The organism is Lactobacillus equicursoris DSM 19284 = JCM 14600 = CIP 110162, from assembly GCF_001434815.1.
In the GTDB taxonomy this organism is placed as follows: Bacteria; Bacillota; Bacilli; order Lactobacillales; family Lactobacillaceae; genus Lactobacillus; species Lactobacillus equicursoris.
This window is the reverse complement of the sequence record NZ_AZDU01000011.1, coordinates 21,430-47,051: the sequence shown is the minus strand read 5'-3', so window position 1 is coordinate 47,051 and position 25,622 is coordinate 21,430. Positions and strand designations below refer to the sequence as shown.

General features: G+C 48.7%; 16 protein-coding genes, 20 tRNA genes, 1 riboswitch and 1 other annotated feature. Of the genes, 32 read left to right on the top strand and 4 right to left on the bottom strand.

Annotation, left to right across the window (positions count from 1 at the left end; genetic code table 11):
- Positions 1 to 144 precede the first annotated feature (144 nt).
- Positions 145 to 1,716, top strand: a complete 1,572-nt coding sequence (locus FC20_RS03570; RefSeq protein WP_008460315.1) for an amidohydrolase — start codon at positions 145 to 147, stop codon at positions 1,714 to 1,716.
- A 34-nt stretch (positions 1,717 to 1,750) separates the two neighbouring features.
- On the opposite strand, the gene FC20_RS03565 is transcribed toward FC20_RS03570, so the two are convergent.
- Positions 1,751 to 2,470 carry a B3/B4 domain-containing protein gene (locus FC20_RS03565; protein WP_008460316.1) on the bottom strand — a complete coding sequence of 240 codons (720 nt, stop codon included), beginning with the start codon at positions 2,468 to 2,470 and terminating at the stop codon, positions 1,751 to 1,753.
- A gap of 82 nt (positions 2,471 to 2,552) precedes the next feature.
- Positions 2,553 to 3,422 carry a DNA-binding domain-containing protein gene (locus FC20_RS03560; RefSeq protein WP_008460317.1) on the bottom strand — a complete coding sequence of 290 codons (870 nt, stop codon included), beginning with the start codon at positions 3,420 to 3,422 and terminating at the stop codon, positions 2,553 to 2,555.
- A 310-nt stretch (positions 3,423 to 3,732) separates the two neighbouring features.
- Here FC20_RS03560 and argF point away from each other — a divergent pair, with 310 nt between their 5' ends.
- From argF to FC20_RS03435, 25 genes are all read left to right on the top strand, one after another.
- Entirely contained in the window at positions 3,733 to 4,734 is a 1,002-nt protein-coding gene (gene argF / locus FC20_RS03555; RefSeq protein WP_008460318.1) for an ornithine carbamoyltransferase, read from the top strand.
- An 18-nt stretch (positions 4,735 to 4,752) separates the two neighbouring features.
- A complete protein-coding gene (gene arcC / locus FC20_RS03550) occupies positions 4,753 to 5,682 on the top strand; it encodes a carbamate kinase (protein WP_008460320.1) in 930 nt (309 codons plus the stop codon).
- A gap of 178 nt (positions 5,683 to 5,860) precedes the next feature.
- A complete protein-coding gene (arcA, locus tag FC20_RS03545; protein WP_008460322.1) occupies positions 5,861 to 7,084 on the top strand; it encodes an arginine deiminase in 1,224 nt (407 codons plus the stop codon).
- A gap of 129 nt (positions 7,085 to 7,213) precedes the next feature.
- Entirely contained in the window at positions 7,214 to 8,641 is a 1,428-nt protein-coding gene (locus tag FC20_RS03540; RefSeq protein ID WP_008460323.1) for a basic amino acid/polyamine antiporter, read from the top strand.
- A 221-nt stretch (positions 8,642 to 8,862) separates the two neighbouring features.
- Positions 8,863 to 8,935: transfer RNA gene (locus FC20_RS03535), tRNA-Val, on the top strand.
- A 2-nt stretch (positions 8,936 to 8,937) separates the two neighbouring features.
- Positions 8,938 to 9,010: transfer RNA gene (locus FC20_RS03530), tRNA-Lys, on the top strand.
- Positions 9,011 to 9,022: 12 nt separating this feature from the next.
- A tRNA-Leu gene (locus tag FC20_RS03525) sits at positions 9,023 to 9,104 on the top strand.
- Between the two features lie 13 nt (positions 9,105 to 9,117).
- Positions 9,118 to 9,190: transfer RNA gene (locus FC20_RS03520), tRNA-Thr, on the top strand.
- Between the two features lie 4 nt (positions 9,191 to 9,194).
- Positions 9,195 to 9,266, top strand: a tRNA-Gly gene (locus FC20_RS03515).
- 13 nt (positions 9,267 to 9,279) lie between these two features.
- Positions 9,280 to 9,365 (top strand) — tRNA-Leu (locus tag FC20_RS03510).
- 8 nt (positions 9,366 to 9,373) lie between these two features.
- Positions 9,374 to 9,447 (top strand) — tRNA-Arg (locus tag FC20_RS03505).
- Positions 9,448 to 9,453: 6 nt separating this feature from the next.
- Positions 9,454 to 9,527 (top strand) — tRNA-Pro (locus FC20_RS03500).
- 34 nt (positions 9,528 to 9,561) lie between these two features.
- Positions 9,562 to 9,635: transfer RNA gene (locus tag FC20_RS03495), tRNA-Met, on the top strand.
- Between the two features lie 12 nt (positions 9,636 to 9,647).
- Positions 9,648 to 9,721, top strand: a tRNA-Ile gene (locus tag FC20_RS03490).
- Positions 9,722 to 9,733: 12 nt separating this feature from the next.
- Positions 9,734 to 9,807: transfer RNA gene (locus tag FC20_RS03485), tRNA-Met, on the top strand.
- A gap of 2 nt (positions 9,808 to 9,809) precedes the next feature.
- Positions 9,810 to 9,882 (top strand) — tRNA-Phe (locus FC20_RS03480).
- Positions 9,883 to 9,899: 17 nt separating this feature from the next.
- Positions 9,900 to 9,970 (top strand) — tRNA-Gly (locus FC20_RS03475).
- Between the two features lie 3 nt (positions 9,971 to 9,973).
- Positions 9,974 to 10,047, top strand: a tRNA-Ile gene (locus FC20_RS03470).
- A gap of 2 nt (positions 10,048 to 10,049) precedes the next feature.
- A tRNA-Ser gene (locus tag FC20_RS03465) sits at positions 10,050 to 10,137 on the top strand.
- 310 nt (positions 10,138 to 10,447) lie between these two features.
- Positions 10,448 to 10,538, top strand: a tRNA-Ser gene (locus FC20_RS03460).
- Positions 10,539 to 10,544: 6 nt separating this feature from the next.
- A tRNA-Met gene (locus FC20_RS03455) sits at positions 10,545 to 10,618 on the top strand.
- 148 nt (positions 10,619 to 10,766) lie between these two features.
- Positions 10,767 to 10,838: transfer RNA gene (locus tag FC20_RS03450), tRNA-Glu, on the top strand.
- 2 nt (positions 10,839 to 10,840) lie between these two features.
- Positions 10,841 to 10,913 (top strand) — tRNA-Val (locus FC20_RS03445).
- Between the two features lie 70 nt (positions 10,914 to 10,983).
- Positions 10,984 to 11,071, top strand: a riboswitch (SMK box riboswitch).
- Entirely contained in the window at positions 11,069 to 12,265 is a 1,197-nt protein-coding gene (metK, locus tag FC20_RS03440) for a methionine adenosyltransferase (protein ID WP_054667929.1), read from the top strand. It overlaps the preceding riboswitch by 3 nt.
- 54 nt (positions 12,266 to 12,319) lie before the next feature.
- Positions 12,320 to 13,768 carry an MDR family MFS transporter gene (locus tag FC20_RS03435; protein WP_008462283.1) on the top strand — a complete coding sequence of 483 codons (1,449 nt, stop codon included), beginning with the start codon at positions 12,320 to 12,322 and terminating at the stop codon, positions 13,766 to 13,768.
- A gap of 59 nt (positions 13,769 to 13,827) precedes the next feature.
- Here the strand turns inward: FC20_RS03435 and FC20_RS03430 are convergent, their stop codons facing one another.
- Positions 13,828 to 14,493 carry a phosphatase PAP2 family protein gene (locus tag FC20_RS03430; RefSeq protein ID WP_008462280.1) on the bottom strand — a complete coding sequence of 222 codons (666 nt, stop codon included), beginning with the start codon at positions 14,491 to 14,493 and terminating at the stop codon, positions 13,828 to 13,830.
- Positions 14,494 to 14,557: 64 nt separating this feature from the next.
- Positions 14,558 to 14,748: a binding site (T-box leader), on the top strand.
- Positions 14,749 to 14,791: 43 nt separating this feature from the next.
- On the opposite strand from FC20_RS03430, the gene leuS reads away from it, so the two are divergent.
- The 4 genes from leuS (at position 14,792) to FC20_RS03410 (ending at position 23,086) form a co-directional block, all read left to right on the top strand.
- On the top strand, positions 14,792 to 17,206 hold the full coding sequence (leuS, locus tag FC20_RS03425) for a leucine--tRNA ligase (RefSeq protein WP_008462279.1): 2,415 nt from the start codon (positions 14,792 to 14,794) through the stop codon (positions 17,204 to 17,206).
- Positions 17,207 to 17,301: 95 nt separating this feature from the next.
- Positions 17,302 to 18,930, top strand: coding sequence for a putative polysaccharide biosynthesis protein (locus tag FC20_RS03420; RefSeq protein WP_008462277.1), 1,629 nt, complete (start codon positions 17,302 to 17,304; stop codon positions 18,928 to 18,930).
- A gap of 364 nt (positions 18,931 to 19,294) precedes the next feature.
- Positions 19,295 to 21,709 carry a phosphoenolpyruvate synthase gene (gene ppsA / locus FC20_RS03415; protein ID WP_008462275.1) on the top strand — a complete coding sequence of 805 codons (2,415 nt, stop codon included), beginning with the start codon at positions 19,295 to 19,297 and terminating at the stop codon, positions 21,707 to 21,709.
- A gap of 150 nt (positions 21,710 to 21,859) precedes the next feature.
- Positions 21,860 to 23,086, top strand: a complete 1,227-nt coding sequence (locus FC20_RS03410) for a hypothetical protein (protein WP_008462274.1) — start codon at positions 21,860 to 21,862, stop codon at positions 23,084 to 23,086.
- Positions 23,087 to 23,247: 161 nt separating this feature from the next.
- Here the strand turns inward: FC20_RS03410 and FC20_RS03405 are convergent.
- Positions 23,248 to 23,331, bottom strand: a tRNA-Leu gene (locus tag FC20_RS03405).
- Positions 23,332 to 23,438: 107 nt separating this feature from the next.
- Between FC20_RS03405 and FC20_RS03400 the strand changes: the two genes are divergently transcribed.
- Together FC20_RS03400 and FC20_RS03395 are read left to right on the top strand one after the other, a co-directional pair.
- Positions 23,439 to 24,719, top strand: coding sequence for a serine hydrolase (locus tag FC20_RS03400; protein WP_008462271.1), 1,281 nt, complete (start codon positions 23,439 to 23,441; stop codon positions 24,717 to 24,719).
- Between the two features lie 26 nt (positions 24,720 to 24,745).
- Positions 24,746 to 25,612 (top strand): NAD(P)H-hydrate dehydratase, encoded by an 867-nt coding sequence (locus FC20_RS03395; RefSeq protein WP_008462268.1) that lies wholly within the window; start codon positions 24,746 to 24,748, stop codon positions 25,610 to 25,612.
- Positions 25,613 to 25,622: the final 10 nt, after the last annotated feature.

The window sequence follows — 25,622 nt, the reverse complement described above, 5'->3', positions numbered from 1 at the left end:
AAAGTTGCCGCGATTATTAAAAAGTCCAGTTTAGTTGAGTCAAATTTGCGGCTGCGCTTATCCTAGTTTCCCAAAAAACACAATTAGCGGTAAAATTGAACCAGGAAAATATGTAAGCGGATTAATAGAAAATAGGTACACAAAATGCACAGCAAACGATTTATTAACGGAAAAGTTTTCCTGGGAACCAACGAAACTGCCTTTGCCGACTCTCTAACGGTGGTCGACGGCAAAATCGCACCTGACAACGCAGTTTCCGAGCCGGACGAAGTCATCGATTTACACGGGTCGACGGTAGTGCCGGGCCTGATCGACAACCACACCCACCCTAAGTATATCGCTGACGCCTTGCACGGCGCAGCCTGCACGCCGCCCCTGGTCAATAGCATCCCTGAAATGCAAGAGGCACTTAGACACACCCCGGAATATGGCAAAGGCGCCGATGTCTGGATCGAGGGCTGGGGCTTTGACGAAAGCAAATTAGCTGAGCACCGCAGCCCAAACCGAGACGATCTGGATCAGGTGTCCACCACCCAGCCGATTTTTTTATATCGCTCCGACTGCCACTCTTCGGTCGGCAATTCCCGGGCCCTGGAACTAGCCGGCATTGACGAAAACACGCCTGACCCAGTTGGCGGCAAGATCGAGAAAGACGAAAACGGCCGGCCAACTGGCTTCATGCGGGAAGTGGCGGCTAGCCAGCTGCTTATCCGGTCCAAGTCAGCCTTGAGCTATGAAAATGACGTAAAAAATCTGGTCAATTCCTCAGGGCACTACCTGGAAAACGGCATCGTGGCCATCGGCGAAATGATGGGCCGCCTCCATCCCTATGTCAGCCTCAAGCTTTATCAAGATGCCTACAAAGCAGGTTTTAAGCCTAAGTCCGCTATCTACTATGTCGCTGATGAAGTAGATGGTCCGCTAGAAATCGCCCAGACTGACCGCCTCCGCGTCGCCGGTCTCAAGGTCTTTATGGACGGCTCGATTTCTGGCGAAACGGCCTATATGAAAGCTGGCTTTCCTTCTGGCAAAAAGGGCGTCTGCCTCACTAGCCAGGCGCGGTTAAAAGAGATCATCGACTACGCAAGAGCTAACCACCTGCAAGTTGCGGTTCACGCCATGGGCGACGAGGCTGTCCAAAACGTGATCGACGTTTGCCAAGACCTTGACCCGTGGCTTGACGGCATGCCATCGGTTCGGATCGAGCACGCCTCCTTAATCAGTGACCAGATGTTTGAGCAGTTAAAAAAGACCAAGATCGGCCTCGGCATTTCCACCCAGCCAATTTTCTTCTTTGCTGAAGAAGACTCCTACCGGCAATTTTTGTCTAAGGACCAGCTAAAGCTGGCCTACCGGATCAAGACCATGGAAAAAGAAGCCCCGATTGTCAGCCTTAGTTCTGACGCCCCATGTACTCCGTGGGCAGAGCCAGACAGTCCATTTTACGGCATGTACGCTGCCGTTACCCGGAAAACGGCTGGGGGCGGAACGATTAACGCAGATGAAGCCATCTCCTTGCCGCAGGCGCTGCTGGCATATACGCGTGACGCAGCCATCATGGGCGGCTTTACTCAAAATGGGACGCTAGAAGCTGGCAAAGACGCGGACTTTGTCGTTTTAAACAAGGACCTGTTCAGCCAAAAAGCTGACGACTTAACTGCCGTGCACGCTGATCAAACCTGGATCGGCGGGGAACTGGTTTACCAAAGAAAATAAGCAAGAAAAAAGAGGACCTAACGGTCCTCTTTTTTTACTCGACAGCAACGGATGGACTGTCTTTAGTTAAAACGACGGCTTTGTCTGGGGTAACGCCGAAGTATTCCTTCAGTAGCTCGGTCAAGTCATTGACAGCCTCGTTAGCCCGGGCTGCTTGGTCTTGGTTGACGGATTCAATAACGATTACGCCCTTGGTTGAAGCTTCGTCCAGCATGGTTCTTTGAGCATCCCGCCAGTTCAGGCAGCGGCAAACCGCGCCATCTTCATCGTACCAGGCCATTTCACCTTCTAGCGTTGGCTCGTCAGTGTCTTTGCCCACGGCTTTAAAGGCCAGGCCTTCATGAACCAGACCCAGGTGCATTTCGCCAGCTAACTTTTCCTGGTCTTCAATCCCGATTGGCACGCCGTGAGACAAGGAAACAGAGTTGTAGACGTCAACTAACGGGGAAATTGGCTGCAAGTCTTCGCCCTTGTCCACTCGCTTGAGCAGGGCTTCAATTGAGGCCCGAACGCCTTTCTTCTTTTTAAACTGCTGGTAGGCCTTGCGCCATTCATCGATGACAGCGTTGCGGTTGAATTGGGCCGCCCCTAAAAAGTCTTCCGCCTTGTCTTCGGCTTCACTTAACAGCTTGCGGCGGGCTGACAGGTTGTCATCAGTGTCGTGGTTGTCAATGCCGCTGACCAGCATGATGTTGACTTGGGCATTTGGAAAGAGTTCCCAGAAACTAGGATCAACAGTTACTTTTGTTAACATTTTTGACCTTTCTATTTAAATTTTTTAGGAAAAAATGGACTTTTACTTACAATGTTAATTTTAGTTGAAAGCGCCGTCAATGTCAATTGGGTCGATTGGGTGCCAGCCGCTTGGCGCGGTAGCTCTCTTGGAGCAGGCCGTCAAAGAAGTGTTGAAGGGAGATTTGCCCTCTTTCGATCTCAGTGCCGTTTTGGTGGAGGATTTCCGCATGGACGTTTTGGTATTCAAAGAGGTTGTTAGCATAGTCCAGCAACATGTCGTTGTCCGGGTAGTCGATGCACATGGTAGCCAGGCTGACGATCCCAATATGGAGGGCCCGGCGGATGCGCTGGTAGATCACCTTCTTTTCCTTAGGATTGATGCCCAGGCAGTTTTCTAGGTCCACTTGGTCGAAGTTTTGGTCCTTGTCCACCATCAAGCGAATAATCCGCATGATATCGTCATAGCCCTTTTCGGCGGCAATGCCCAAAAAGCGGAGGGTGTCAGTGACAAAGTCGATCTGCTGGCGGTGAACTGTTTGCTGGCGGGCATAGGGGCTGTTCAAGCTGCCAGAGAGCTCGCTGATGACCCGCATGTTGCTAAGGAGGCGCAGCTGCGTGCTAAGGACCTTTGACACATGGGCAATCTCCAGGGCATTTAAAGGATGGTGCAGGAAAAAGTCGCAGCCCTTTTCGTAGGCGGCCGTCACCAAGGCATCAGAAGGCGTGTTGGCCGTCATGATGATTCGGGGCAGGATGTTGGCTTTTTTCAGCTTTTGGAGCAGTTCCAAGCCATCAAAGGGCGCCAAATCGTAGTCAGTTATTAATACGTCGACCCGCAATTGCCTGAGGTCATCATAGGCTCTCTGCGCATCGCTGGTCTGGCCTACGATGATGTTTTCGAAGTTGCTTTCTAGAGCATTACTGATAAATTGTATGTTCTTGTTGCTCTTATTGACGATATAATAGTACATTTTTGGTCATTTTCCTTCATTTTTGATGCTTATTGAAGTTTTGTGATTCTCAAAATCTATTTTAGCATTTTGAGGTCAAAATATAAAATAATGCATAATCTCCTTGAAACCGCTTCAGAAGATGCATAAGCACCTTTCTATGCATGGAAAGAATTCAATTATGCACTTAGGCGAAAAATAATAAAATAATTTCCGTCATCTTTTTTTAAATCTTTCCGGTTTTTGTTGTGGTTGCCTGTAAGCGCTTTCTATAATAATAATCGTAAACAAGTGAAAAACCAAAACATAAATGAATTAGGAGGAAGCTATCATGGCTTTTAATTTACGTAACCGCAGCTACTTGACTTTAGCAGACTTTAACACCCGTGAAATGGAATACTTGCTTGACTTGGCAGAACAACTCAAGAAGGACAAGTATGCCGGCGTTGAAAGGCCTCGTTTGAAGGGCAAGAACATTGCTTTGATCTTCGAAAAGGACTCAACCAGAACTCGTTGCTCATTTGAAGTTGGTGCCCACGACCAAGGCGCTCACGTAACTTACCTTGGGCCAAGCGGCTCACACTTTGGCCACAAGGAATCAGTTAAGGACACTGCTCGCGTATTGGGCGGGATGTTTGATGGTATCGAATTCCGTGGCTTCTCACAAGAAGCAGCTGAAACCTTGGCTAAGTACTCAGGTGTTCCAGTATGGAACGGTTTGACTGACGCTGACCACCCAACTCAAGTTTTGGCTGACTTCTTGACTGCTAAGGAAGTTTTGAAGAAGGAATACAAGGACATTAAGTTTGCCTTTGTTGGCGACGGCCACGACAACGTTTCAAACGCTTTGATGCTGGGCGCAGCCGTTATGGGTATGGAATACCACGTAGTAACTCCTCCAGAACTTAACCCAAGCGAAGAAACTTTGGCAAAGGCTAACGCAATTGCTGAAAAGACTGGCGCCAAGATTGTTGTTTCAAACGACATCAAGGAAGGCGTTAAGGGCATGGACGTAATCTACGGTGACGTTTGGGTATCAATGGGTGAATCCGACGAAATGTGGAAGAAGAGAATCGAACTCCTTTCACCATACCAAATCACTATGGACGTTTTGAAGGCTACCGAAAACCCTAACGTAATCTTTGAACACTGCCTCCCAGCTTTCCACAACCTGGAAACTGAAGTAGGCCGCGAAGTTTACGAAAAGTTTGGCCTGAAGGAACTTGAAGTAACTGACGAAGTCTTCGAAAGCAAGTACTCAGTGGTCTTCCGTGAAGCTGAAAACCGGATGCACACCATCAAGGCTGTCATGGTAGCTACCTTGGGTGACTAGTCTAGAAGAGGTGCTCTTATGTCAAAAGTTGTTGTAGCATTGGGCGGCAACGCCCTCGGCAAGTCACCAGCCGAACAATTAGAATTGGTTAAGAACACTGCTTCCTCATTGATCGGCTTGATCTCAGCCGGCAATGAAGTAGTCATCAGTCACGGCAATGGCCCACAAGTTGGACAAATCAACTTAGGCATGAGCTATGCTGCAGAACATGGTCAAAGCGCAGCCTTCCCATTCCCAGAATGTGGGGCCATGAGTCAAGGCTACATTGGCTACCACCTGCAACAAAGCCTGCAAAACGAATTGCACAAGCGCAGCATGAAGAAGGATGTCGCAACGATCGTTACGCAAATCGTTGTTGATCCTGAAGACCCAGCCTTCCAAAACCCAACCAAGCCAATTGGGGCCTTCTACAGCAAAGAAGAAGCTGACTCAATTGCAGCTGACAAGGGCTACATTTTCAAAGAAGACGCGGGCCGCGGCTGGAGACAAGTCGTTCCTTCACCTACGCCAAAGAGAATCGTTGAATTAAACAGCATCAAGACCTTGATCGAAGCTGGCGAATTAGTCATCGCTGGCGGTGGCGGCGGGGTGCCAGTTGTGGAAACCGAAGAAGGCCTCCAAGGCGTTCCAGCCGTAATCGACAAGGACCGGTCAAGTGCCCTTTTGGCAGCCAACGTTGGCGCCGACAAGCTGATCATCTTGACGGCTGTTGACTACGTAGCGATCAACTTCAACAAGCCAGACCAAAAGAACTTGGAAAACTTGTCTGTAGCTGAAGCTAAGCAATATATCGACGAAGGTCAATTCGCTTCCGGCAGCATGTTGCCAAAGGTTGAAGCCTGCTTGTCCTTTGTTGAAGGCCACCCAGAAAGAGAAGCCATTATTACCTCACTTTCAGGCTTAGACGCCGCATTAGCTGGGCAGTTGGGGACTGTTATCCACACTTAATCGGCATTGCCAATCAGTTTTTTAGTAAAAAATCTCTCTTTAAAAATAAACAACTAACAATTTACAACTCTCTAAATAGTTATGTAAGTTGAGCCAATATAGGTTATTGACTGCTTTTATAACCACTATTCATTAGGATTAATTAGAACAATATCAATTAGTATAGGAGTGAATTATCATGACAAGTCCTATTCATGTTACTTCAGAAATTGGTAAGTTAAAGACAGTTATGTTGCACAGGCCAGGGCACGAAATCGAGAACATTACGCCAGACTCCATGGAACGGCTTTTGTTCGATGACATTCCATACCTGCCAATTGCTCAAGAAGAACACGATTTCTTCGCACAAACCTTGCGCGACAATGGTACCGAAGTTATCTATACCGAAGACCTGGCTACGGAAGCCTTGGCTGACGAAGCTGTACGTAATGAATTCATCGAAAGACAAGTGGCTGAAGCAGGCTTTGTTGCCGGCGTAACCCACGACGCCTTGGTTGAATACTTGAAGGCCTTGACTCCTCGCGACTTGGTAACCAGAATCTACGAAGGTGTTCGCCGCGACGACTTGGAACTTAAGGCTTTGGACTTAGCAGCTGTATCAGAAAACACTGCTTGGCCATTCTTGATGGATCCATTGCCAAACGCCTACTTCACTCGTGACCCACAAGCTTCCATTGGCGAAGGGATGTCAGTCAACAAGATGACCTTCCCAGCTCGTCAACGTGAATCAATGATCACTGAATACATCTTGAAGTACAACCCTCGCTTTGCTGGCAGGGTTAAGGTATGGCGCGACAGAAATCACGCTAGCCACATCGAAGGTGGGGACGAATTGGTACTGAGCGACCACGTAGTAGCTATCGGTATTTCACAACGGACTACCGCTGACGCAATTCAAGACATCGCTAAGAGTTTGTTTGCAAATTCTGACTACGACACGGTAATTGCTATCTCCATTCCGCACAACCACGCCATGATGCACCTTGACACGGTCTTCACCATGATCAACTATGACCAATTCACGGTTCACCCAGACATCTTGACTGAAGATGGCAAGGTTGACAACTGGGTACTGTACCCAGGCAAGGATGGCGAAGTAACCTTCGAACACCACACCGATATCAAGGAAGTCTTGAAGAAGGCCTTGGGCAAGTCAGAAATCGACTTGATCCCTACTGGCAATGGCGACCCAATCGTTGCTCCTCGTGAACAATGGAACGACGGTTCAAACACCTTGGCAATCGCTCCAGGTGAAGTCGTAACTTACAACAGAAACTATGTATCAAACGCTCTGCTGAGAGAACACGGCATCTTGGTACACGAAGTTCGCTCAAGTGAATTGTCAAGAGGTCGTGGCGGCCCACGCTGCATGTCTTGCCCAATCGTTCGCGAAGACATCTAGCTTGATAGCGTAATACTTGTTTGAAAAAACACTAAAATTGCGGAGCTGGTCTATCGCTCAAAAGGGGTAGACTGTCTCCGCTTTTTTAGGTGAAAAGAATGTTTAGAAATAAAAATTGAGGTAATCAAAATGGAAGAGAAAGTAAACAAAAACGGGATTGGCCTGGTTGGCCTGACCGCTTTAATCGTTAGTTCCTCAATTGGGACTGGGATCTTCGGGATTACTAGCTCAGTTGCCTCCTCCGCTGCACCAGGGCCAGCGATTTTGGCCTGGTTGTTAACCGGTTTTGGTTTCTTGATGCTGGTTTTGTCACTTAACAATTTAACTGAAAAAAGATCAGACCTTAAGGGTGGGATCTTTGCTTACGCCGGGGCTGGCTACGGCCCACTTGGCGAATTCATTTCTGGCTGGGCTTACTGGCTGTCTGCCTGGCTAGGCAACTTGGCCTTCGCCACCATGTTGATGAGTGCGATCGGGACCTTTATTCCGGTCTTCAAGGGCGGCTCTAACCTGCCATCAATCATCGTTGCGATCATCTTCTGCTGGGCTTTGACCTTCCTGGTTAACAACGGTGTTGAAAGTGCCTCCTTCGTTAACACGATTGGTACTTTCTGTAAGGTTGTGCCATTGATCATGTTCGTGATCATTTGTATTGTTTCCTTTAAGTCAGGGATGTTTACCGCTGACTTCTGGGGCAGAGTAGCCAACAACCTGTCTAAGGGTACGACTACTGGCAGCGTTTGGACCCAAATGAAGGGGACCTTGATGACGCTCATCTGGGTCTTCATCGGGGTTGAAGGGGCCTCAGTTATGGGCTCTCGTGCTAAGAGCCTTAAGGAAGCTCAACAAGCAACCATGCTTGGTTTTGTCCTGCTCCTTGTCTTCTACATGATGATTTCTATCTTGCCTTACGGCATGCTGACCCGGGCTCAACTGGCTTCAGCAGCGCAACCAGCTTTGGGTAGCGACTTGAAGATGGTTGTCGGCAACTGGGGGATGATCCTGATCAACCTTGGTTTGATCATTTCTACTATCGTTTCATGGCTTTCCTGGACCATGCTGCCAGCAGAAACCATGCTTTTGCTCGCTGAAGACGGTGCTGCTCCTAAGTTCTGGGGCAAGCTGAACAGCAAGAAGGCTCCGACTAACTCCTTGATGACGACTGCAGTTTTGCAAACCATCTTCCTCTTCTCCTTACTGGTTACTGACAAGGCATACGAATTCTGCTACACTTTAGCTTCAAGTGCCATCTTGTTCTCCTACCTCTTTGTTGGTCTTTACCAAATGAAGTTCAGCAGAGAACGCAAGGAATGGGGGCAATGGTTCTACGGCCTTTTGGCAGCAGCCTTCCAATTTATCTGCATGGTTTTGGCAGGTTGGCAATACGTTCTGGTTGTATCTCTTAGCTACATTCCAGGCTTGATCATTTACTACCAAAACGTGCGTGAAAAGGGGAGAAAGCTCAACAAGAACGAAATTATTACTTACGTAGTCATTTTGGCTTTGTGCGTTCTGTCAATCGTTCTGATCGCTAACAAGACGATCGACATTATGTAAGGTATTTAGTAAATATTCTTTTCAAAAACGGTGGATCTGTATCCACCGTTTTTTTGATGCCGTCTTATTTGCTTTTTTATTTAAGAAAAAAGGGGATGAATGCCAGAGAAATAACGACTTGCAACTTTCCCTTTTTAAAAAAGTTGGCAAAAGGACTTGAAATTTGGGCTGAATAAGATATACTAGTATTTGTGCTTACGGCACAAGCCACAAAAAATTATGGAGGATTAGCTCAGCTGGGAGAGCATCTGCCTTACAAGCAGGAGGTCACAGGTTCGAGCCCTGTATCCTCCATCGAGTCGTTAGCTCAGTCGGTAGAGCATCTGACTTTTAATCAGAGGGTCGAGGGTTCAAGTCCCTCACGACTCATGGCCCTGATCTGCGGGTGTGGCGGAATTGGCAGACGCGCTAGATTTAGGTTCTAGTGTTTTCGGACGTGTGGGTTCAAGTCCCACCACCCGTATTTGAATATCTTTGCCGATTTAGCTCAGTTGGTAGAGCATCTGTCTTGTAAACAGGGGGTCGTACGTTCAAGTCGTATAATCGGCATCATGCGGAAGTAGTTCAGTGGTAGAACATCACCTTGCCATGGTGGGGGTCGCGGGTTCGAATCCCGTCTTCCGCTTTTTACCAAATATGCCGGAGTGGCGGAATTGGCAGACGCACAGGACTTAAAATCCTGCGGTTGGTTTCAACCGTACCGGTTCGACCCCGGTCTTCGGCATCATATTTGCACCCATAGCGCAACTGGATAGAGTGTTTGACTACGAATCAAAAGGTTGTAGGTTCGACTCCTACTGGGTGCATGGTTGCGGGAAGTGGCTCAGTTTGGTAGAGCACCTGGTTTGGGACCAGGGGGTCGCAGGTTCAAATCCTGTCTTCCCGATTTGCATGTTAATATATCCATGTTAATGCAACATGGCGGTGTAGCTCAGCTGGCTAGAGCGTCCGGTTCATACCCGGGAGGTCGAGGGTTCGATCCCCCCCGCCGCTATTAGACCTGCTTGGACCTTTAGCTCAGTCGGTTAGAGCAGACGGCTCATAACCGTCCTGTCGTAGGTTCGAGTCCTACAAGGTCCATTTTTTTAATATCGCGGGATGGAGCAGTCTGGTAGCTCGTCGGGCTCATAACCCGAAGGTCGTTGGTTCAAATCCGGCTCCCGCAATCGGCTCGGTAGCTCAGTTGGTAGAGCAAAGGATTGAAGCTCCTTGTGTCGGCGGTTCGATTCCGTCCCGCGCCATGGAAAAACGAATAGATGCGGGTATAGTTTAGTGGTAAAACCACAGCCTTCCAAGCTGTTGTCGCGAGTTCGATTCTCGTTACCCGCTTATGGGCCTGTAGCTCAGCTGGTTAGAGCGCACGCTTGATAAGCGTGAGGTCGATGGTTCAAGTCCATCCAGGCCCATTGGAGTAATACTCAAGTGGCTGAAGAGGCGCCCTTGCTAAGGGTGTAGGTCGGGGAACTGGCGCGAGAGTTCGAATCTCTCTTACTCCGCCTGATGAAAGAGCTGATTTTCAGCTCTTTTTTATTTTCTCGATAGTCAGTCTTTCTCTTTTTCTGGGTATATTTAAAGGCTTATAGCAGGGGAGAGAAAGATATCGAGAAAAAGTAAAGTTTTTGTCAAAAAAGACTTGTCAAATGGCCCATTTTTCGGTATTCTATTATTTGTTGACGCGCGAGCGTCGGTCAAGACTTCTGACAAGTTTAGTAAAAAGATCTTGACAAATAATTAACAATCAAGTATTATTTTAAGAGTGCTTGTANGATGTCGTCAGTTCGAGTCTGACAGGCGGAGTTTTTTTATGGAGTGTTGTCCGAGCGGCTGAAGGAGCATGATTGGAAATCATGTATACGGGTAACAACCTGTATCGAGGGTTCAAATCCCTCACACTCCGTATTATGGCGGTGTAGCTCAGCTGGCTAGAGCGTCCGGTTCATACCCGGGAGGTCGAGGGTTCGATCCCCCCCGCCGCTATAAGCAACCACGACTTCGGTCGTGGTTTTTCTTTTGCATTTTATTTTTTCATTTTACAATTTAGATTAGAGACTCAAAATAGCGTATTCTTTCATGAAATACTTGCAAAGCTAGAAAAAGTCTGTATACTAGAAAGAGTGCTGAAGACGGCCCGTTGGTCAAGTGGTTAAGACACCGCCCTTTCACGGCGGTAACATGAGTTCAAATCTCGTACGGGTCATTGGAGGATTAGCTCAGCTGGGAGAGCATCTGCCTTACAAGCAGGAGGTCATAGGTTCGAGCCCTATATCCTCCATTGTTCAGAGAGGATTGCCCGTAGGGTAATCCTTTTTTCTTAATCTGAACATGGAAAATTATTTTAATTTTATTGTTACAAGTCTTGTCCTGATAGGATTCACTACCAAGTGAAGATGCCTTGTAACCGTGTAGCTAGTCTATAGGGGGACACACATGGAAAAACATTTATTTACATCAGAATCAGTATCTGAAGGCCACCCAGACAAGGTCGCTGACCAAATCTCAGATGCCATCTTGGACGCCGTTTTAGCTCAAGATCCGCACGCCCACGTGGCTTGTGAAACTTCAGTTACGACGGGGTTGGTTTTGCTTTTTGGCGAAATCTCAACCACGGCTCAAGTCGACTACCAAAAAGTCGTCCGGCAAACCATCCGGGAGATCGGCTATGACGATCCAGCCTTGGGCTTTGACGCCGACAACTGCGCCGTTTTAGTAGCACTTGATAAGCAGTCGCCTGACATCGCCGGCGGGGTTAACGAAGCTTTGGAAGTCCGGAACCAAGATGACAGCGATGAGCTAGACCAAATCGGGGCCGGCGACCAGGGATTGATGTTTGGCTTCGCTATCGATGAAACGCCAGAACTGATGCCTTTGCCGATTTCTTTGGCTCACAAGCTCATGCACAAGGTGGCCAGCCTGCGTAAAGACGGCACCTTCCCGTGGCTGCGGCCAGACGCTAAAGCCCAAGTCACCGTTGAATACGGCGATGATGGGAAGCCTAAGCGGGTCGACACCGTGGTCATTTCCACCCAAACCAGCGAAGAAGTTACTAACGAAGAAATTCGCGTGGCGATGGTTCACGATGTAATTAAAGAAGTGATTCCAGCCAAGTACTTGGACGATGATACCAAATTCTTGATCAATCCATCGGGCCGCTTCGTCATTGGCGGTCCTAAGGGCGATGCTGGTTTGACTGGCCGCAAGATTATCGTTGACACCTATGGCGGCTATGCCCGCCACGGCGGCGGGGCCTTCAGCGGCAAGGATGCCACCAAGGTTGACCGGAGTGCTTCTTATGCTGCCCGCTATGTAGCTAAAAATATCGTCGCTTCTGGCTTAGCCAGCCGGTGTGAAGTCCAGCTGGCTTACGCCATCGGCGTGGCTCACCCGGTCTCAGTCATGATTGACACGGCCGGGACTGGCAAGGTCAGCGACCAGCTGTTAACTGAAGCAGTTCGGGCCACCTTTGACCTGCGCCCAGCCGGCATCATCAAGATGCTGGACCTGCGCCGGCCAATCTATCGGCAAACCGCCGCTTACGGCCACTTTGGCCGGACCGACGTGGACCTGCCTTGGGAAAAGACCGACCGGATAGAGCAGCTGCAGGATTTTGTGGCAAAGCACAAATAATTTTTACAACTGAATAAATAGACATAACGTAACATAAATTAGTTGGAGATAAAAATGAAGAAAACAAACGTGAAAATGGTCACGCTTGCCGTTTTTATTACGACCTTTATGTCCGCCATTGAAGGGACCATCGTATCGACTGCGATGCCAACCATCATTGCGGATCTGGATGGCCTGGCCATCATGAGCTGGGTCGTATCGATCTTCTTGCTGATGACAGCAGTCTCAACGCCGATTTATGGGAAACTGGCTGATAGTATAGGACGAAGGCCAGTTTTTTTATTTGGTATTGGAATGTTTGTCGTGAGCTCAGCTCTGTGCGGCCTGTCGCAGTCGATGGTGCAACTGATCATCTTTAGAATGCTGCAAGGGCTTGGTTCGGGGGCGATTCAGACGGCCGGCGTTACGGTATTAGCTGACATGTACCCGATCGACAAGCGGGCTAAGATGCTAGGGCTGACCTCGGCTTTTTGGGGCATGGCCTCGGTCATTGCGCCGCTTCTTGGCGGTTTTATCGTGCAGCAATTGTCCTGGCACTGGGTCTTCATGATCAACGTGCCAATTGGCTTATTCGCCTTTTTCCTGGTCGCTGCCTACCTGCATGAAGATTTTGCTAAAAATAACCTGACCATGGACTTAAAAGGCAGCATCAGCCTGGTTGTCTTCTTGCTGGCCTTGATGCTGCTCTTGCAAGAGGCGGAAAAAGGTTTGAACTGGACCTTACTGGTCTTTTTGCCAGTCGCCGCCGTCAGCCTCTTGGTCTTTATCAAGACGGAAAAAACGGCTGAAGACCCAATTATTCCTTTTTCCGTTTTAAAAAATCGGGAATTTTTGGCAGTCAACATCTTGCAGCTCTTGGTGTCCGGCGTCGTGATCGGCTTTGAATTCTACATCCCGACCTGGCTGCAAGGGATCGATGGGGTTAGCGCTTCGCTAGCCGGCTTCGCGATTACGCCAAGCTCTATCATGTGGACCGCGGGGTCCTTTTTGGCAGGAGACCTGATGGGCCGGTGGGGGACGCAGAAGTTCTTTGACGTCTCACTCTTTCTTTTGCTTGGGGCTGACCTGGCCTTTATCTTAATTCCGACCTATACGCCATTTTGGGTCTTCTGCCTGATCGCCTTTTTCAACGGGATCGGCTTTGGGAGCGTGGCAACGGCCAGTCAGGTTCGCGCCCAAATGGTGGTTGACGACAGCCAAGTGGGGATGGCAACGTCTTTTAACACCCTGATGAAGTACCTGGGCCAGACCATGCTGATGGTGGTCTACGGGCTGACCTTCAACGCGCTTGTGGCCAGTGGACTGAAAAAACACCCGTCCTTGACCAGTGAGATGATGAACAAGATCGTCTCCCCAGTTCAAGCTAAAAGTCTGGATCTAGCCGTTTTGGCCCCTTTGCGGGAGATTCTGCGTTCTGCCATGCGGGGAATCTACATCGTCTCTTTAATTGCCTTGCTTTTGTCTTTGGTCTTCAACCACATCTATCGACAAAAGAAGGACTAGTTAAAATGAATGCAAACAAAAATCTGCTCACGTCATGTGGGCAGATTTTTGCGATTAGCTTATTCTTTTTTCTCTTTCTCCTGCTTTTTATCCAAAACCCGGAAAAAGATCCAGCTGGCCAGGCAGCTGAAGGCCAGGCCCTCGCACCAGCCGCCCAAGACGTCGCTAGGCCAGTGGACGTGCAGGTACATTCTGGTAAAACCGATCGACAGGGTGAAGAAGACGCAGACGGCAATCAACCAGTATTTCAGCGGCTTCTTTTTGACCAAGACGACGATCAAGGCAATCAAAACCAGGGCTAAGGTCATTGACCCGACCGAGTGGCCAGATGGAAAGGAAAAGCCGTCGGCATGAACTGCCTTGTCCATCCTGGGCCGCTGGCGCTGGATAATGTTCTTGATGATCGAGTTGCAGGCATTTGCCGCAATCATGGTCAAGCTGGCAAAAACGGCATGGACGTAATTGTGCTGGTAGACTAGGAAAAGCACCAGAATCACCGTAAAGGCGGTGATCGTTAAGGTATTGCCCAACTGGGTCCAGTAGAAGGTCAGCTGTCTTTCTACTGGATTATTGTTCTTGATAGAATTATAGATTGCCGTGTCAAAAATCTTGATGAAAGGATTCTTGCTGGCAATCAAGTAGACCCAGAAGGCAAAAAAGATTCCGATTACTCCGCCAAAAATTAAAAGCGGCTGATAATTAACTTTATTTTCTTTCGTATTCAATTGTTTTTAATTTTTCTCCCTTGTAAAATTTTGGCCATGTGGTAAAGTATAATCGTTATAGAGAAAATAATAAAGGGCAGGGAGTAGTAGAATTTTTTCTTTCCTCAGAGAAGAGCCGGTTGCTGCGAGGCTTGAAAGGAAATTTTTGAACTCACCCGGAAAATGCCAAAGTGTTGTTTCGCTTTAAGAAACATTTGAGTGTCACGCCGTTTGGCGTGGAACTTAGGTGGTACCGCGAAATAACTCGTCCTATGTGTTTGCATAGGACGTTTTTGTTTTTTGGAAAGGATTACACAGAATGTACAACCACAAAGTTGTCGAAAAGAAGTGGCAAAAGTATTGGCTTGACCACAAGACTTTTAAGACTGGGACTGACCCAGAAAAGCCAAAGTATTACGTATTGGACATGTTCCCTTACCCATCCGGCAAGGGTCTGCACGTTGGCCACCCAGAAGGCTACACCGCTACTGACATCATGGCCAGAATGAAGCGGGCTCAAGGCTACAATGTCCTCCACCCAATGGGCTGGGATGCCTTCGGTCTGCCAGCAGAGCAATACGCTTTGCAAACTGGCAATGATCCGGCAACTTTTACTGACAAAAACATTGCCCACTTCAAAGAGCAGCTCCAAGCCTTGGGCTTTTCTTACGACTGGGACCGGGAAATCAAGACCACTGATCCTAATTACTACAAGTGGACCCAGTGGATTTTTGAACAAATGTACAAAAAGGGTCTGGCTTATGAAGCCGAAGTGCCAGTTAACTGGTCACCAGACTTGGGGACAGTTGTTGCCAACGAAGAAGTAATCGACGGCAAGACTGAACGGGGCGGCTTCCCAGTTTACCGCCGGAAGATGCGCCAATGGATGCTGCGGATTACGGCCTACGCTGACCGTTTGCTGGACGATTTGGACGACTTAGACTGGCCAGAACCAATCAAGGAAATGCAAAGAAACTGGATCGGCCGCTCAGTTGGTGCCCAAGTTACCTTCAAGGTGAAGGATACCGACAAGAGCTTTGAAGTCTTCACCACCCGTCCAGACACCCTGTTTGGCTGCTCATACACGGTTTTGGCACCAGAAAACGATCTGGTTAAGGAAATTACTACTCCAGAACAAAAAGAAGCCGTTGAAGCCTACATCAAGTCTATCGAATCTAAGTCTGACCTGGAAAGAACTGACCTCAACAAGGACAAGACTGGCGTCTTCACCGGGGCATATGCGATCAATCCAGTTAACGGCGAAGCTGTGCCAATCTGGATCTCTGACTACGTTTTGGCAACTTACGGGACTGGTGCGGTGATGGCCGTTCCAGCTCACGATGAACGTGACTATGCCTTTGCTACCAAGTTCCACCTGCCAATTAAGGAAGTAGTTGAAGGCGGCGACGTAACTAAGGAAGCCTTTGCCGGCGATGGTGCCCACGTCAACTCCGACTTCTTGAACGGCCTCCACAATGACGAAGCCAAGGAAAAGATGGTTGAATGGCTGACCGACCACGAAGTTGGCGAAAAGAAGGTCAACTACAAGATGCGTGACTGGAACTTCTCCCGTCAGCGCTACTGGGGTGAACCAATCCCAGTCATCCACTGGGAAGACGGCGAAACCACGCTGGTTCCAGAAGACGAATTGCCATTGACCCTGCCAAAGGAAACCAACATCCAGCCATCTGGCACGCCAGAAAGCCCACTGGCCAACTTGACCGACTGGGTCAACGTGGTTGACGAAAACGGCAGAAAGGGCAAGCGCGAAACCAACACCATGCCGCAATGGGCAGGTTCTAGCTGGTACTTCCTCCGCTACGTTGATCCGCATAACGACCAGGCCCTGGCTGACCCAGAGCTCTTGAAGCGCTGGATGCCAGTTGACCTTTACATCGGCGGGGCTGAACACGCAACGCTTCACCTGCTCTACGCTAGATTCTGGCACAAGTTCTTGTACGACTTGGGCGTTGTGCCAACCAAGGAACCATTCCAAAAGCTCTACAACCAAGGCTTGATCTTGAAGAACCACGAAAAGATGTCCAAGTCCCGCGGCAACGTGGTTAACCCAGATGACGTGGTTGACGAATACGGCGCAGACAGCTTGCGGACTTACGAAATGTTCATGGGGCCACTGAATGCTTCAATCGACTGGGACGACAATGGTCCTTCCGGTGTGAAGAAGTTCTTGGACCGGGTATGGCGGACTTTTGTCAACGACTTAGACCTCGACCCAATACCATCTGAAAAGGTGGTTGACGAAAACGACGGCAAGTTGGACAAGATTTACAACGAAACGGTTAAGACGGTTACCGAACACTTTGAAGACCTGCGCTTTAATACCGCGATTTCCCAAATGATGGTCTTCATGAATGCCTGCCAAAAGGTAGACAAGATTCCTCGCGAATACGCAGAAGGCTTCGTCAAGCTGCTGGCTCCAGTTGCTCCGCACATGATGGAAGAAATCTGGCAAGTCTTGGGCCACGACGAAAGCGTACAGCTGGCTCCATGGCCAACTTACGATGCAAGCAAGCTGGTTGAAAGCACCGTTGAAATGGCCGTAACGGTTAACGGCAAGAAGCGCGGCACTTTCACCATTGCTAAGGACGCAAGTCGTGAAGACGCTCAAGCTGCTGCCTTGGGCCTGCCACACGTTAAGGAATTCACCGATGGCAAGGAAATCAAGAAGGTCATCGTAGTTCCAAACAAGATCGTCAATATTGTTGCCAAATAATCTAAAATTTTCCTAAAAAAACAAATTGGGGTATATTTCGCCTAAAATCCGTAATATGATAAGAGGTTGAAGTATTTGAAGATTAGGGAAGTTTTATGGCAAAAACAAAATCACAGAGCAATTCGCAAGCCCAGCTCTTAAAAGGCTCGGCTTGGATGACTTTTGGCTCAATCCTATCGCGGATTCTGGGGGCAATCTACATCATCCCTTGGTATGCCTGGATGGGCCCTTATGGCAACCTGGCCAACTCGCTGACGGCAAAAAGCTACAACATCTACAGTCTCTTTATCATCATTTCGACTGCCGGCATTCCCGGGGCAATCGCCAAGCAAATTGCCAAGTATAATGCCTTAAACGAGTATGGGGTAGGGCAAAGGCTGTTCAAGCATGGCTTGAGCTTAATGGCGGTCTTTGGCATTATCTCGGCGGCCTGCATGTACTTCTTGGCCTTGCCGCTGTCTGGCTACAACCCGCAAGAAGTACCGGTAATCCGCAGTCTAGCCGTTGCCGTCTTGATCATCCCCATCCTCAGTATCCTGAGAGGGTATTTCCAGGGCTTTAACAACATGATGCCTAGTGCCATGTCGCAGTTTGTCGAGCAGCTGGCCCGGGTCATCTGGATGCTGGCAACGGCCTACATCATCATGCAGGTTCAGCACGGCAACTATGTGGATGCTGTTACTCAGTCCAACCTGGCGGCTGCTATCGGGGCGATTTTTGCCATCGGGATGCTGCTTTGGTTTTACCTCAGACAAAGAAGACAGCTGAGACCGCTCTTGGCGCATTCTAATAATGCTCTGCGGGTGTCTACCAACAGCTTGCTGTTTGAAATTATCCAGCAGTCGATTCCCTTTATCATCATTGACGCGGGGATCAACATCTTCCAGCTGGTGGACCAGTACACCTTCCACCCAATGATTGCCAGCTTCATGCATGGCGTGCACTATAACACGATCGAAAGTTGGTATGCCTTGTTCGGGCTGAATGCCAACAAGCTAATCATGATCGTGGTGTCTCTCGCCACTTCCATGGCAGTGACGGCAATTCCGCTTTTGTCAGCTGCTCATGCCCGGCGGGATTATAAGGACATCTCTAAGCAGATTTCCAACACTCTGGAGCTCTTCTTGTTTGTCTTGATGCCAGCGTCTTTGGGCATGGCTGCGATCGCTAAGCCTCTTTATACCATCTTCTATGGTCCGGATGCTCTGGGGGTCAAGGTCTTATACCTGTTTTCCTTTACGGCGATCAGCTTGGGCCTGTTCACGGTCTTGATGGCGATTTTGCAAGGCTTAGACGAGAACATGTACGCCATTCGCTACTTGATCATTGGCTTGGTAGTCAAAAGCATCTTCCAGTACCCAATGATTCGCCTAGCCAAGGTCTATGGGCCACTCTTAGCCACCAATATCGGGATGCTGGTCGTGATCTTCTGTGCCTTGAAGCACTTAAAGGTCAAGTACCGTTTTCAGGCGGACCGGACGATGCGCCGCTTTATTGGGATTGCCACTTTCTCTATCCTGATGTTTTTGGCGGTCAGCTTGACCGTTAAAGTGGCAGGGCGCTTCATTAGCCCAGACATGCGCTTCTCAGCCATGATCTTGTGCGGGCTGGGGGTCTTAGCCGGCGTCGTTGTTTACGGCGGCCTCAGCCTCAAAATGGGACTAGCTGAGCGAATTTTGGGCAGCCGGATTACCAGAATCACCCAGAAATTGCATCTGAATTAAGTAAATGCAAAAGCAGATATCTGTTAACTGACAGGTATCTGCTTTTTTATGCTCATTTTTGCCCAAAACTGATCGAGCATATTTTTGAAAAAGTGAAAAGTCCTTGTAAAGAAGCTTGATATCACGGGGCTAATGGCCAATAAAAAATATACAGGAAAAATTACCTTGTGAATAATATATTTAACATCTCATTTTTTATTATAGTTAAGATTTCTTTAAAATGCAACAAATCCGGCAAAGGAAACGGTTACAAAAAATCTTGGTAAAAATCCCCAAATCACCCTTGACTTTTTTTCACAAAAAGACAATAATAGACAGTGAAAAGTGAAAAGGCTTACAAGCCAAGTGATATGAGGTGAAAATAATGGAAGTTAATGACAAGAAAGAATTAACTCAAGAAGAACGTGAAAATGCATATGTTCTTTGGTTCAACCAACTGCGCCGGGCCGATGTGCCTCTGGTTGGCGGTAAATCATCATCATTAGGTGAATTGACTTCAGGGACTGACGTTCCAGTGCCTTACGGCTTTGCAACGACTGCACACGGCTACCGGCACTTCATGGAAGTCAACGGCTTAAACGACAAGGTAAATGCCTTGCTTGCTACTTTGAAGGACCCAGAAGATTCAGAAGAACTTCACCGGGTCTGCAGCCAAATTAGAAAGATCATGAGAGAAGCTCCAATGCCAGAAGATTTGGCAGAAGACATCGGCAGCTCTTATGACGCTTTGGCTAAGATGACTGGGCAAAACGAGCCATACGTAGCCGTTCGGTCAAGTGCAACGGCCGAAGACTTGCCAGATGCCTCCTTTGCTGGCGAACAAGACACTTACCTTAACGTTCGCGGCCGCAAGGACGTTATCCGCAAGGTTCAAGACTGTTACGCATCTTTGTTTACTGATCGGGCAACTTATTACCGGATCAAGCAAAACTTCCCACAAGAAAAGGTTGCTTTGTCAGCTGCTGTGCAAATGATGGCCTTCTCTAAGTCAGCCGGGGTTATGTTCACGGTTAACGTTGCTAACGGTGACGACACCAAGGTCATGATCGAAGGGTCATGGGGGCTTGGTGAATACATCGTTCAAGGGACGGTTACCCCTGACAACTTCGAAGTTGACAAGGACAGCATGAAGATCACCAGTAAGACGATCAACAACAAGAACATTGAATTGATCCGTCTTCCAGGTGGGGGCGTTGAACAAAGAGATGTTCCAGAAGATGTTGCTAAGAGTGCCTGCTTGACCGATGAACAAGTCATTGAATTGGCTGGCTACGCAAAGCAAATTGAAAAGCACTATGGCTGCTACATGGACATGGAATGGTCCCGTGACCAAGACGACAAGCTCTGGCTCGTTCAAGCCCGTCCAGAAACCGTTTGGTCCCAAAGAAAGAAGGAAGGGGCTGAAGAAGAGAACAAGGAGGTTACTCCAAGCTCCAACAAGGTTCTGGTTAAGGGTCTGCCAGCCAGCCCAGGCGTTGCTTCTGGTATCGTTCACGTTATCGACGACCCAAGCCACATCAGCGAGTTCAAGGAAGGCGAAATTCTGGTAACCTTGATGACTTCTCCAGACTGGGTACCAGCCATGAAGAAGGCGGCTGCGATTGTTACCAACAACGGTGGGATGACCTGCCACGCAGCGATCGTTTCAAGAGAAATGCAGATCCCATGTATCGTTGGGACGGCCAGCCGCGGGACTTTTGCAACTAGAATTTTGAAGACTGGCCAAGAAGTAACGGTTGACGCCAAGAACGGTGTCGTATACCAAGGCGTGGCTGACGAAGTGGTTAAGCCAAAGAAGGAAAACACCGGCGCGCCAATGGCTGCAGCTGAATACTTCCCACCAACCGCAACGAGAGTCATGATGAACCTGGGTGACCCAGACCTGGCTGAAAAGTACTCTACTTTGCCAGCTGACGGGATTGGTCTGATGCGGGAAGAATTCTTGTGGACGACTTACATCCACCAACACCCACTCTACCTGATTGAAACCGGTCACCCAGAAAGAGTCGTTAACGAATTGGCTAACGGCATCAGCAAGGTTTGCCGGGCCATGAACCCAAGACCAGTTGTCTTGAGATTCTCTGACTTCAAGTCCAGCGAATACCGGAACTTGAAGGGCGGGGAGAAGTATGAACCGCACGAACCAGCTGACCTGCTTGGCTGGCGCGGGGCAAGTCGCTACTACGACCCGAAGTACATTGAAGCCTTCAAGCTGGAACTGGAAGCTGTCAAGAAGGTAAGAAATGAATTCGGCTTGAAGAACTTGAACGTCATGATCCCATTCTGCAGAACCACTGAAGAAGCCGAAAAGGTTACGAAGATCATGGCTGACGAAGGCTTGGAACGCAGCCGCGACTTCAAGGTCTTCATGATGGCTGAAATTCCATCCAACATTATCCTGGCTGACAAGTTCAACAAGTACGTTGATGGCTACTCCATCGGCTCAAACGACTTGACCATGCTGATCATGGGGACTGACCGCAACAACGACGCTGTTTCTGCCCTCTACGATGAACGTAACTTGGCTGTAAAGCGGGCAATCCGTCACCTCATTAAGGTTGCTCACAAGGATGGCAAGACGGTATCAATCTGTGGTCAAGCTCCATCAGAATACCCAGACTTCACTGAATTCTTGGTAAGAAGTGGGATTGACTACGTCTCCGTAAACCCTGACATGGTTAAGGAAACCAAGCTCAACGTTGCACACTTTGAGCAAAGAATCATGCTTGACGCCGCAACTGGCTTAGGCAAGCAAGACACTGAAGACTACGACTGGTAATCTTTGCTGAATAGTTTTTAAAGGCTGCTCTCCATTTGGAGAGTGGCCTTTTTGTGAATTTCGAGCATTTTCTCTTAAAGTGAAGTAAAATTAATAGTGAATTATCGTATTTTTAACTAAGCATCACTAGAGATTTTTGAGGAAAAGACAATGGCACAACAATACTATTCAATGGATCAAATCGCTAAATTGGCAAAGGTTTCACAGCAGCAGGTTTATTACTTAATCAATATGAAGTTCAAGTTCAAGCCAACCTTGGTTGACCCAAAGGGCAATAAGTTCTACGATGAGCGAGCGGTAGGGCAGATCTTCCAGGATCTGGGCAAGGTCTTGCCCAAATCGGTGGTGTCGCCGGCGACGGACAATGGGCTCTTGGACATCAACGCCATCGCCGAAACAACCGGGATCGGCAAGAAGAAGCTGAGAGTTTTTATCAGAGAGCACAAGGAAATCAAGCCTGACTTCATCGACGAGAAGAACCACAACAAGAAGTACTGGGGGCCAAGTGCTATTCAGTATATCCACGACCATTTTGAAGCTGAAGAGGCGGCTAAGGCTAAACCTGAAGAAGCTAAAGCAGCTGAAGCAACAGTAGAAGAAAAGCCGGTAGAAGAAAAGGTCCAAGAAACAGAAGTTAAGGTAGAAGAAGCTCCTAAGGCGGAAGCCAAAGAAGAAAAAACTGAAGAAGCTCCTGTTATAGAGCCGGTCAAGACTGAAGAAAAGGTCGAGCTGCCTGAAGAAGTCAAAGAAGAGCCGGAAGAAAAGAAGGTAACCGGTCCAGTCTTCGTCAAGAAGGCGCCGCGGCCAGATGACAAGCTGAAGGAACACCCAGCGGTTGAACTGCCATTCAGCTTTGATGACCAAGAAGCTAAGCCTGAAGTAGACGAAAAGGCGGAAGCCGCAGAGACAACTGCAAAGGTTGAAGAAAAGACCGAAGCGGTAGAAACTCCTAAGGAAGTTAAAGAAGAAAAAGCGGAAGCAAAGCCTGAAAAAACCGAAAACGAAACTACTGAAGAAGATCATCGCGGCTTTGTCGTTCGCAAGCGCGATGATGAGTACCGCAACAACCGCCGGCAAGGCAGAAACAACCGGCAAAATGGCTACCACCAGAACAATCGTCAAGGCTACCAAAAGAACAATTACCAAAATAACCGCCAGCAAAACTACGCTAAGCGGCGGGAACTGTTTGAAGGCAAGTTTAAGCTGGTAACCGAAAAGGGCACCTTCTACACTGACCAGTTCAAGAGTCTGGATGAACTGGCTGAATACGTCTTGTCCTCAAAGGGCGAATTCATGAAAGTGGAAAAATACAACCGGGGTGAATTTGTGCCGGCTTACATTTCCACCAAGAGCATCATCGAATTTGAAGAAGCCTAATCGCAAAACTTGAACAAGATTTAAGCAGAAGTAAAAGAAAATTTAGAAAAAAGAAAACGGACTGCACACGCAGTCCGTTTTTCATTGGCCTTTTTGCACACCAGCTGCACATGAGAAAACAAAAAAGACAGGCAATGCCTGTCTTACTCCCGATTCATTCATGCCCACTAAAGGAGTCGAACCTTCACTCTGTTGCCAGAACAGCGACCTGAACGCTGCGCGTCTGCCAATTCCGCCAAGTGGGCTTTTCTTTTCCTGTGCCCTAAGCACATATTTAATAATACCAAAAATTTGGTAAAATGGAAGTGCTAATTGAAATTTTTTTACGATTTTTTTGAAGAGAGGCATTATTTTGTTAAAGAAACTCAAAAAACTGCTGCTCGTTTTGGCAGCTAGTGGACTATTCCTGACCGGTGCAGCAGGCTTTACCCAGCCGGCACAAGCAGCTGTATCCAGCTACCAGAGTCAAGATTTGAGCTTAGATATTAAGGCCGCCATTGCCATCGATGCAAGTACCGGCCAAGTTTTGTATGCGAAAAACGCCAATACCGCGCGCTCTATCGCGTCCATGACCAAGCTGGTCACGGTTTACCTGACCCTGCAAGCCATCAAGCAGGGCAAGCTATCCTGGGATACCAAGGTCAAGCCAACCAAGGCCATTGCTAAGGTCAGCCAAAACACCGAATATTCTAACGTCCGCTTGGACAGCACCCAAGACTACACGGTTAAGCAGCTCTACCAGGCAACCTTGATTGAATCGGCTAACGGGGCCGCCATGACCTTGGCCAAGGCAGTTTCTGGCAACCAAGTTGCTTTTGTCAAAAAGATGCGCGCCCTCTTAGCCAGCTGGGGGATCAAGGACGCCAAGATCTATAACGCTTGCGGTCTGGCCAACGGCAACTTGGGCAGCGCCGGCTACCCAGGCGTGGGCAAGAACGTGGAAAACGAAATGTCTGCTAGCGACATGGCGACGGTCTGCCAAAAGCTCCTAAGCGACTACCCAGAAGTTTTAAACACCACTTCCATTACCAAGCTGAACTTTACGGCTGGTTCCAGCACCCAGCAGATGACCAGCTGGAACTGGATGCTGAAGGGCTTAAACAGCTACTACTCTGACCTGCCAGTGGACGGCTTGAAGACCGGGACGACTGACAAGGCTGGGGCATGCTTTGCTGGGACCGTGAATAAAAATGGTCACCGGATCATCACCGTCGTTTTAGGGGCCAAGCATGCCAACACCCAAGACGCATCCCGCTTTGTCCAAACAGCCAAGTTGATGCACTATGTTTACAATAACTACACGGTAACCACCCTGAAGAAGGGAACCAGCATTAGCGGGGCCAGCACCATCAAGGTGCCAGAAGGCAAGAGCGAAACCAGCAGCGTTGTCATCGGCAAGACCACGACCATCTGGGTTAAGAAGGGAGCCAAACTACAAACTGCTTTGACCAAGACTTCTGTCGCTTCTCCAATCAAGAAGGGGCAAAAGGTGGCCAGCTACGGCTTTTCAACGTCAAGCGGCAAGTTAGTATCCCTTAGCGGGAAAAAGCTGACCACGACCGCCGTCGCCACTGCCGACAACGGTACAGCCAACTTCTTCGTCCGCCTGTGGCGGAGCTTGTTTGGCAAGTAATTATCTAAAAAGAAAAGATCTGACCCATGAAAATCATTGATGAAGATCTAGCATCCAGGGTCGTTAGGCTAAGACCGGGAAAAAGCCACAAGGGGACCTATGGCCGGATCCTCTTAATTGGCGGGTCGAAGCAATACGGCGGTGCCATCCTCATGGCCGCTGAAGGGGCCGTGATGGCCGGTGCGGGTCTAACCACGGTGGCTACTGATCCAAGTAACGTTACGCCCTTAAGAACCCGCCTTCCCGAAGCCATGGCTATTGACCTCTATTCGCCAGCACTTTTTGACCAAGTCGCCAAAAACGACGTGATTGTGCTGGGGCCGGGCCTGGGGACAGATGAGCAGGCCAAAAATATTTTTGCTAAAGTTTTAGAAACGGTATCTAAAGAGCAGACCTTGCTTATCGATGCCAGTGGCTTGACCCTGCTGGCCCAGAATCGGGAATTAATTTCTCGGATCAAGGCCGGCCTAGTGGTCTTAACCCCGCACCAGATGGAATGGCAGTGGCTAAGCAGCATTAAGATTGCTGATCAAAACGATCAAGAAAACCTTAAGGTGCTGGCAAGTTTGTTTTCTGAAAAAGTAAAGAATGTTATACTGGTACTGAAAAGTCATCGCACGCGGGTGTATGATTTAGCAGGTAGAGTTTACCAAAATTCCGCCGGCAACCCCGGCATGGCGACCGGAGGGATGGGTGATACGTTAGCCGGGATCACGGGTGCTTTTTTAGCCCAGTTTGGTCCAAGGCTGGAAAGCGTCCTAGCGGCGGTTTACTGCCACTCCTTGGCTGGCGATGACCTGTATCAAGATAACTACCTAGTTTTACCGACCAAAATTTCAGAGCACTTACCGCAGGTAATGAAGCGGCTGAGTTTAAGCAGTAAAAATAGGTAATGGAGGCAAA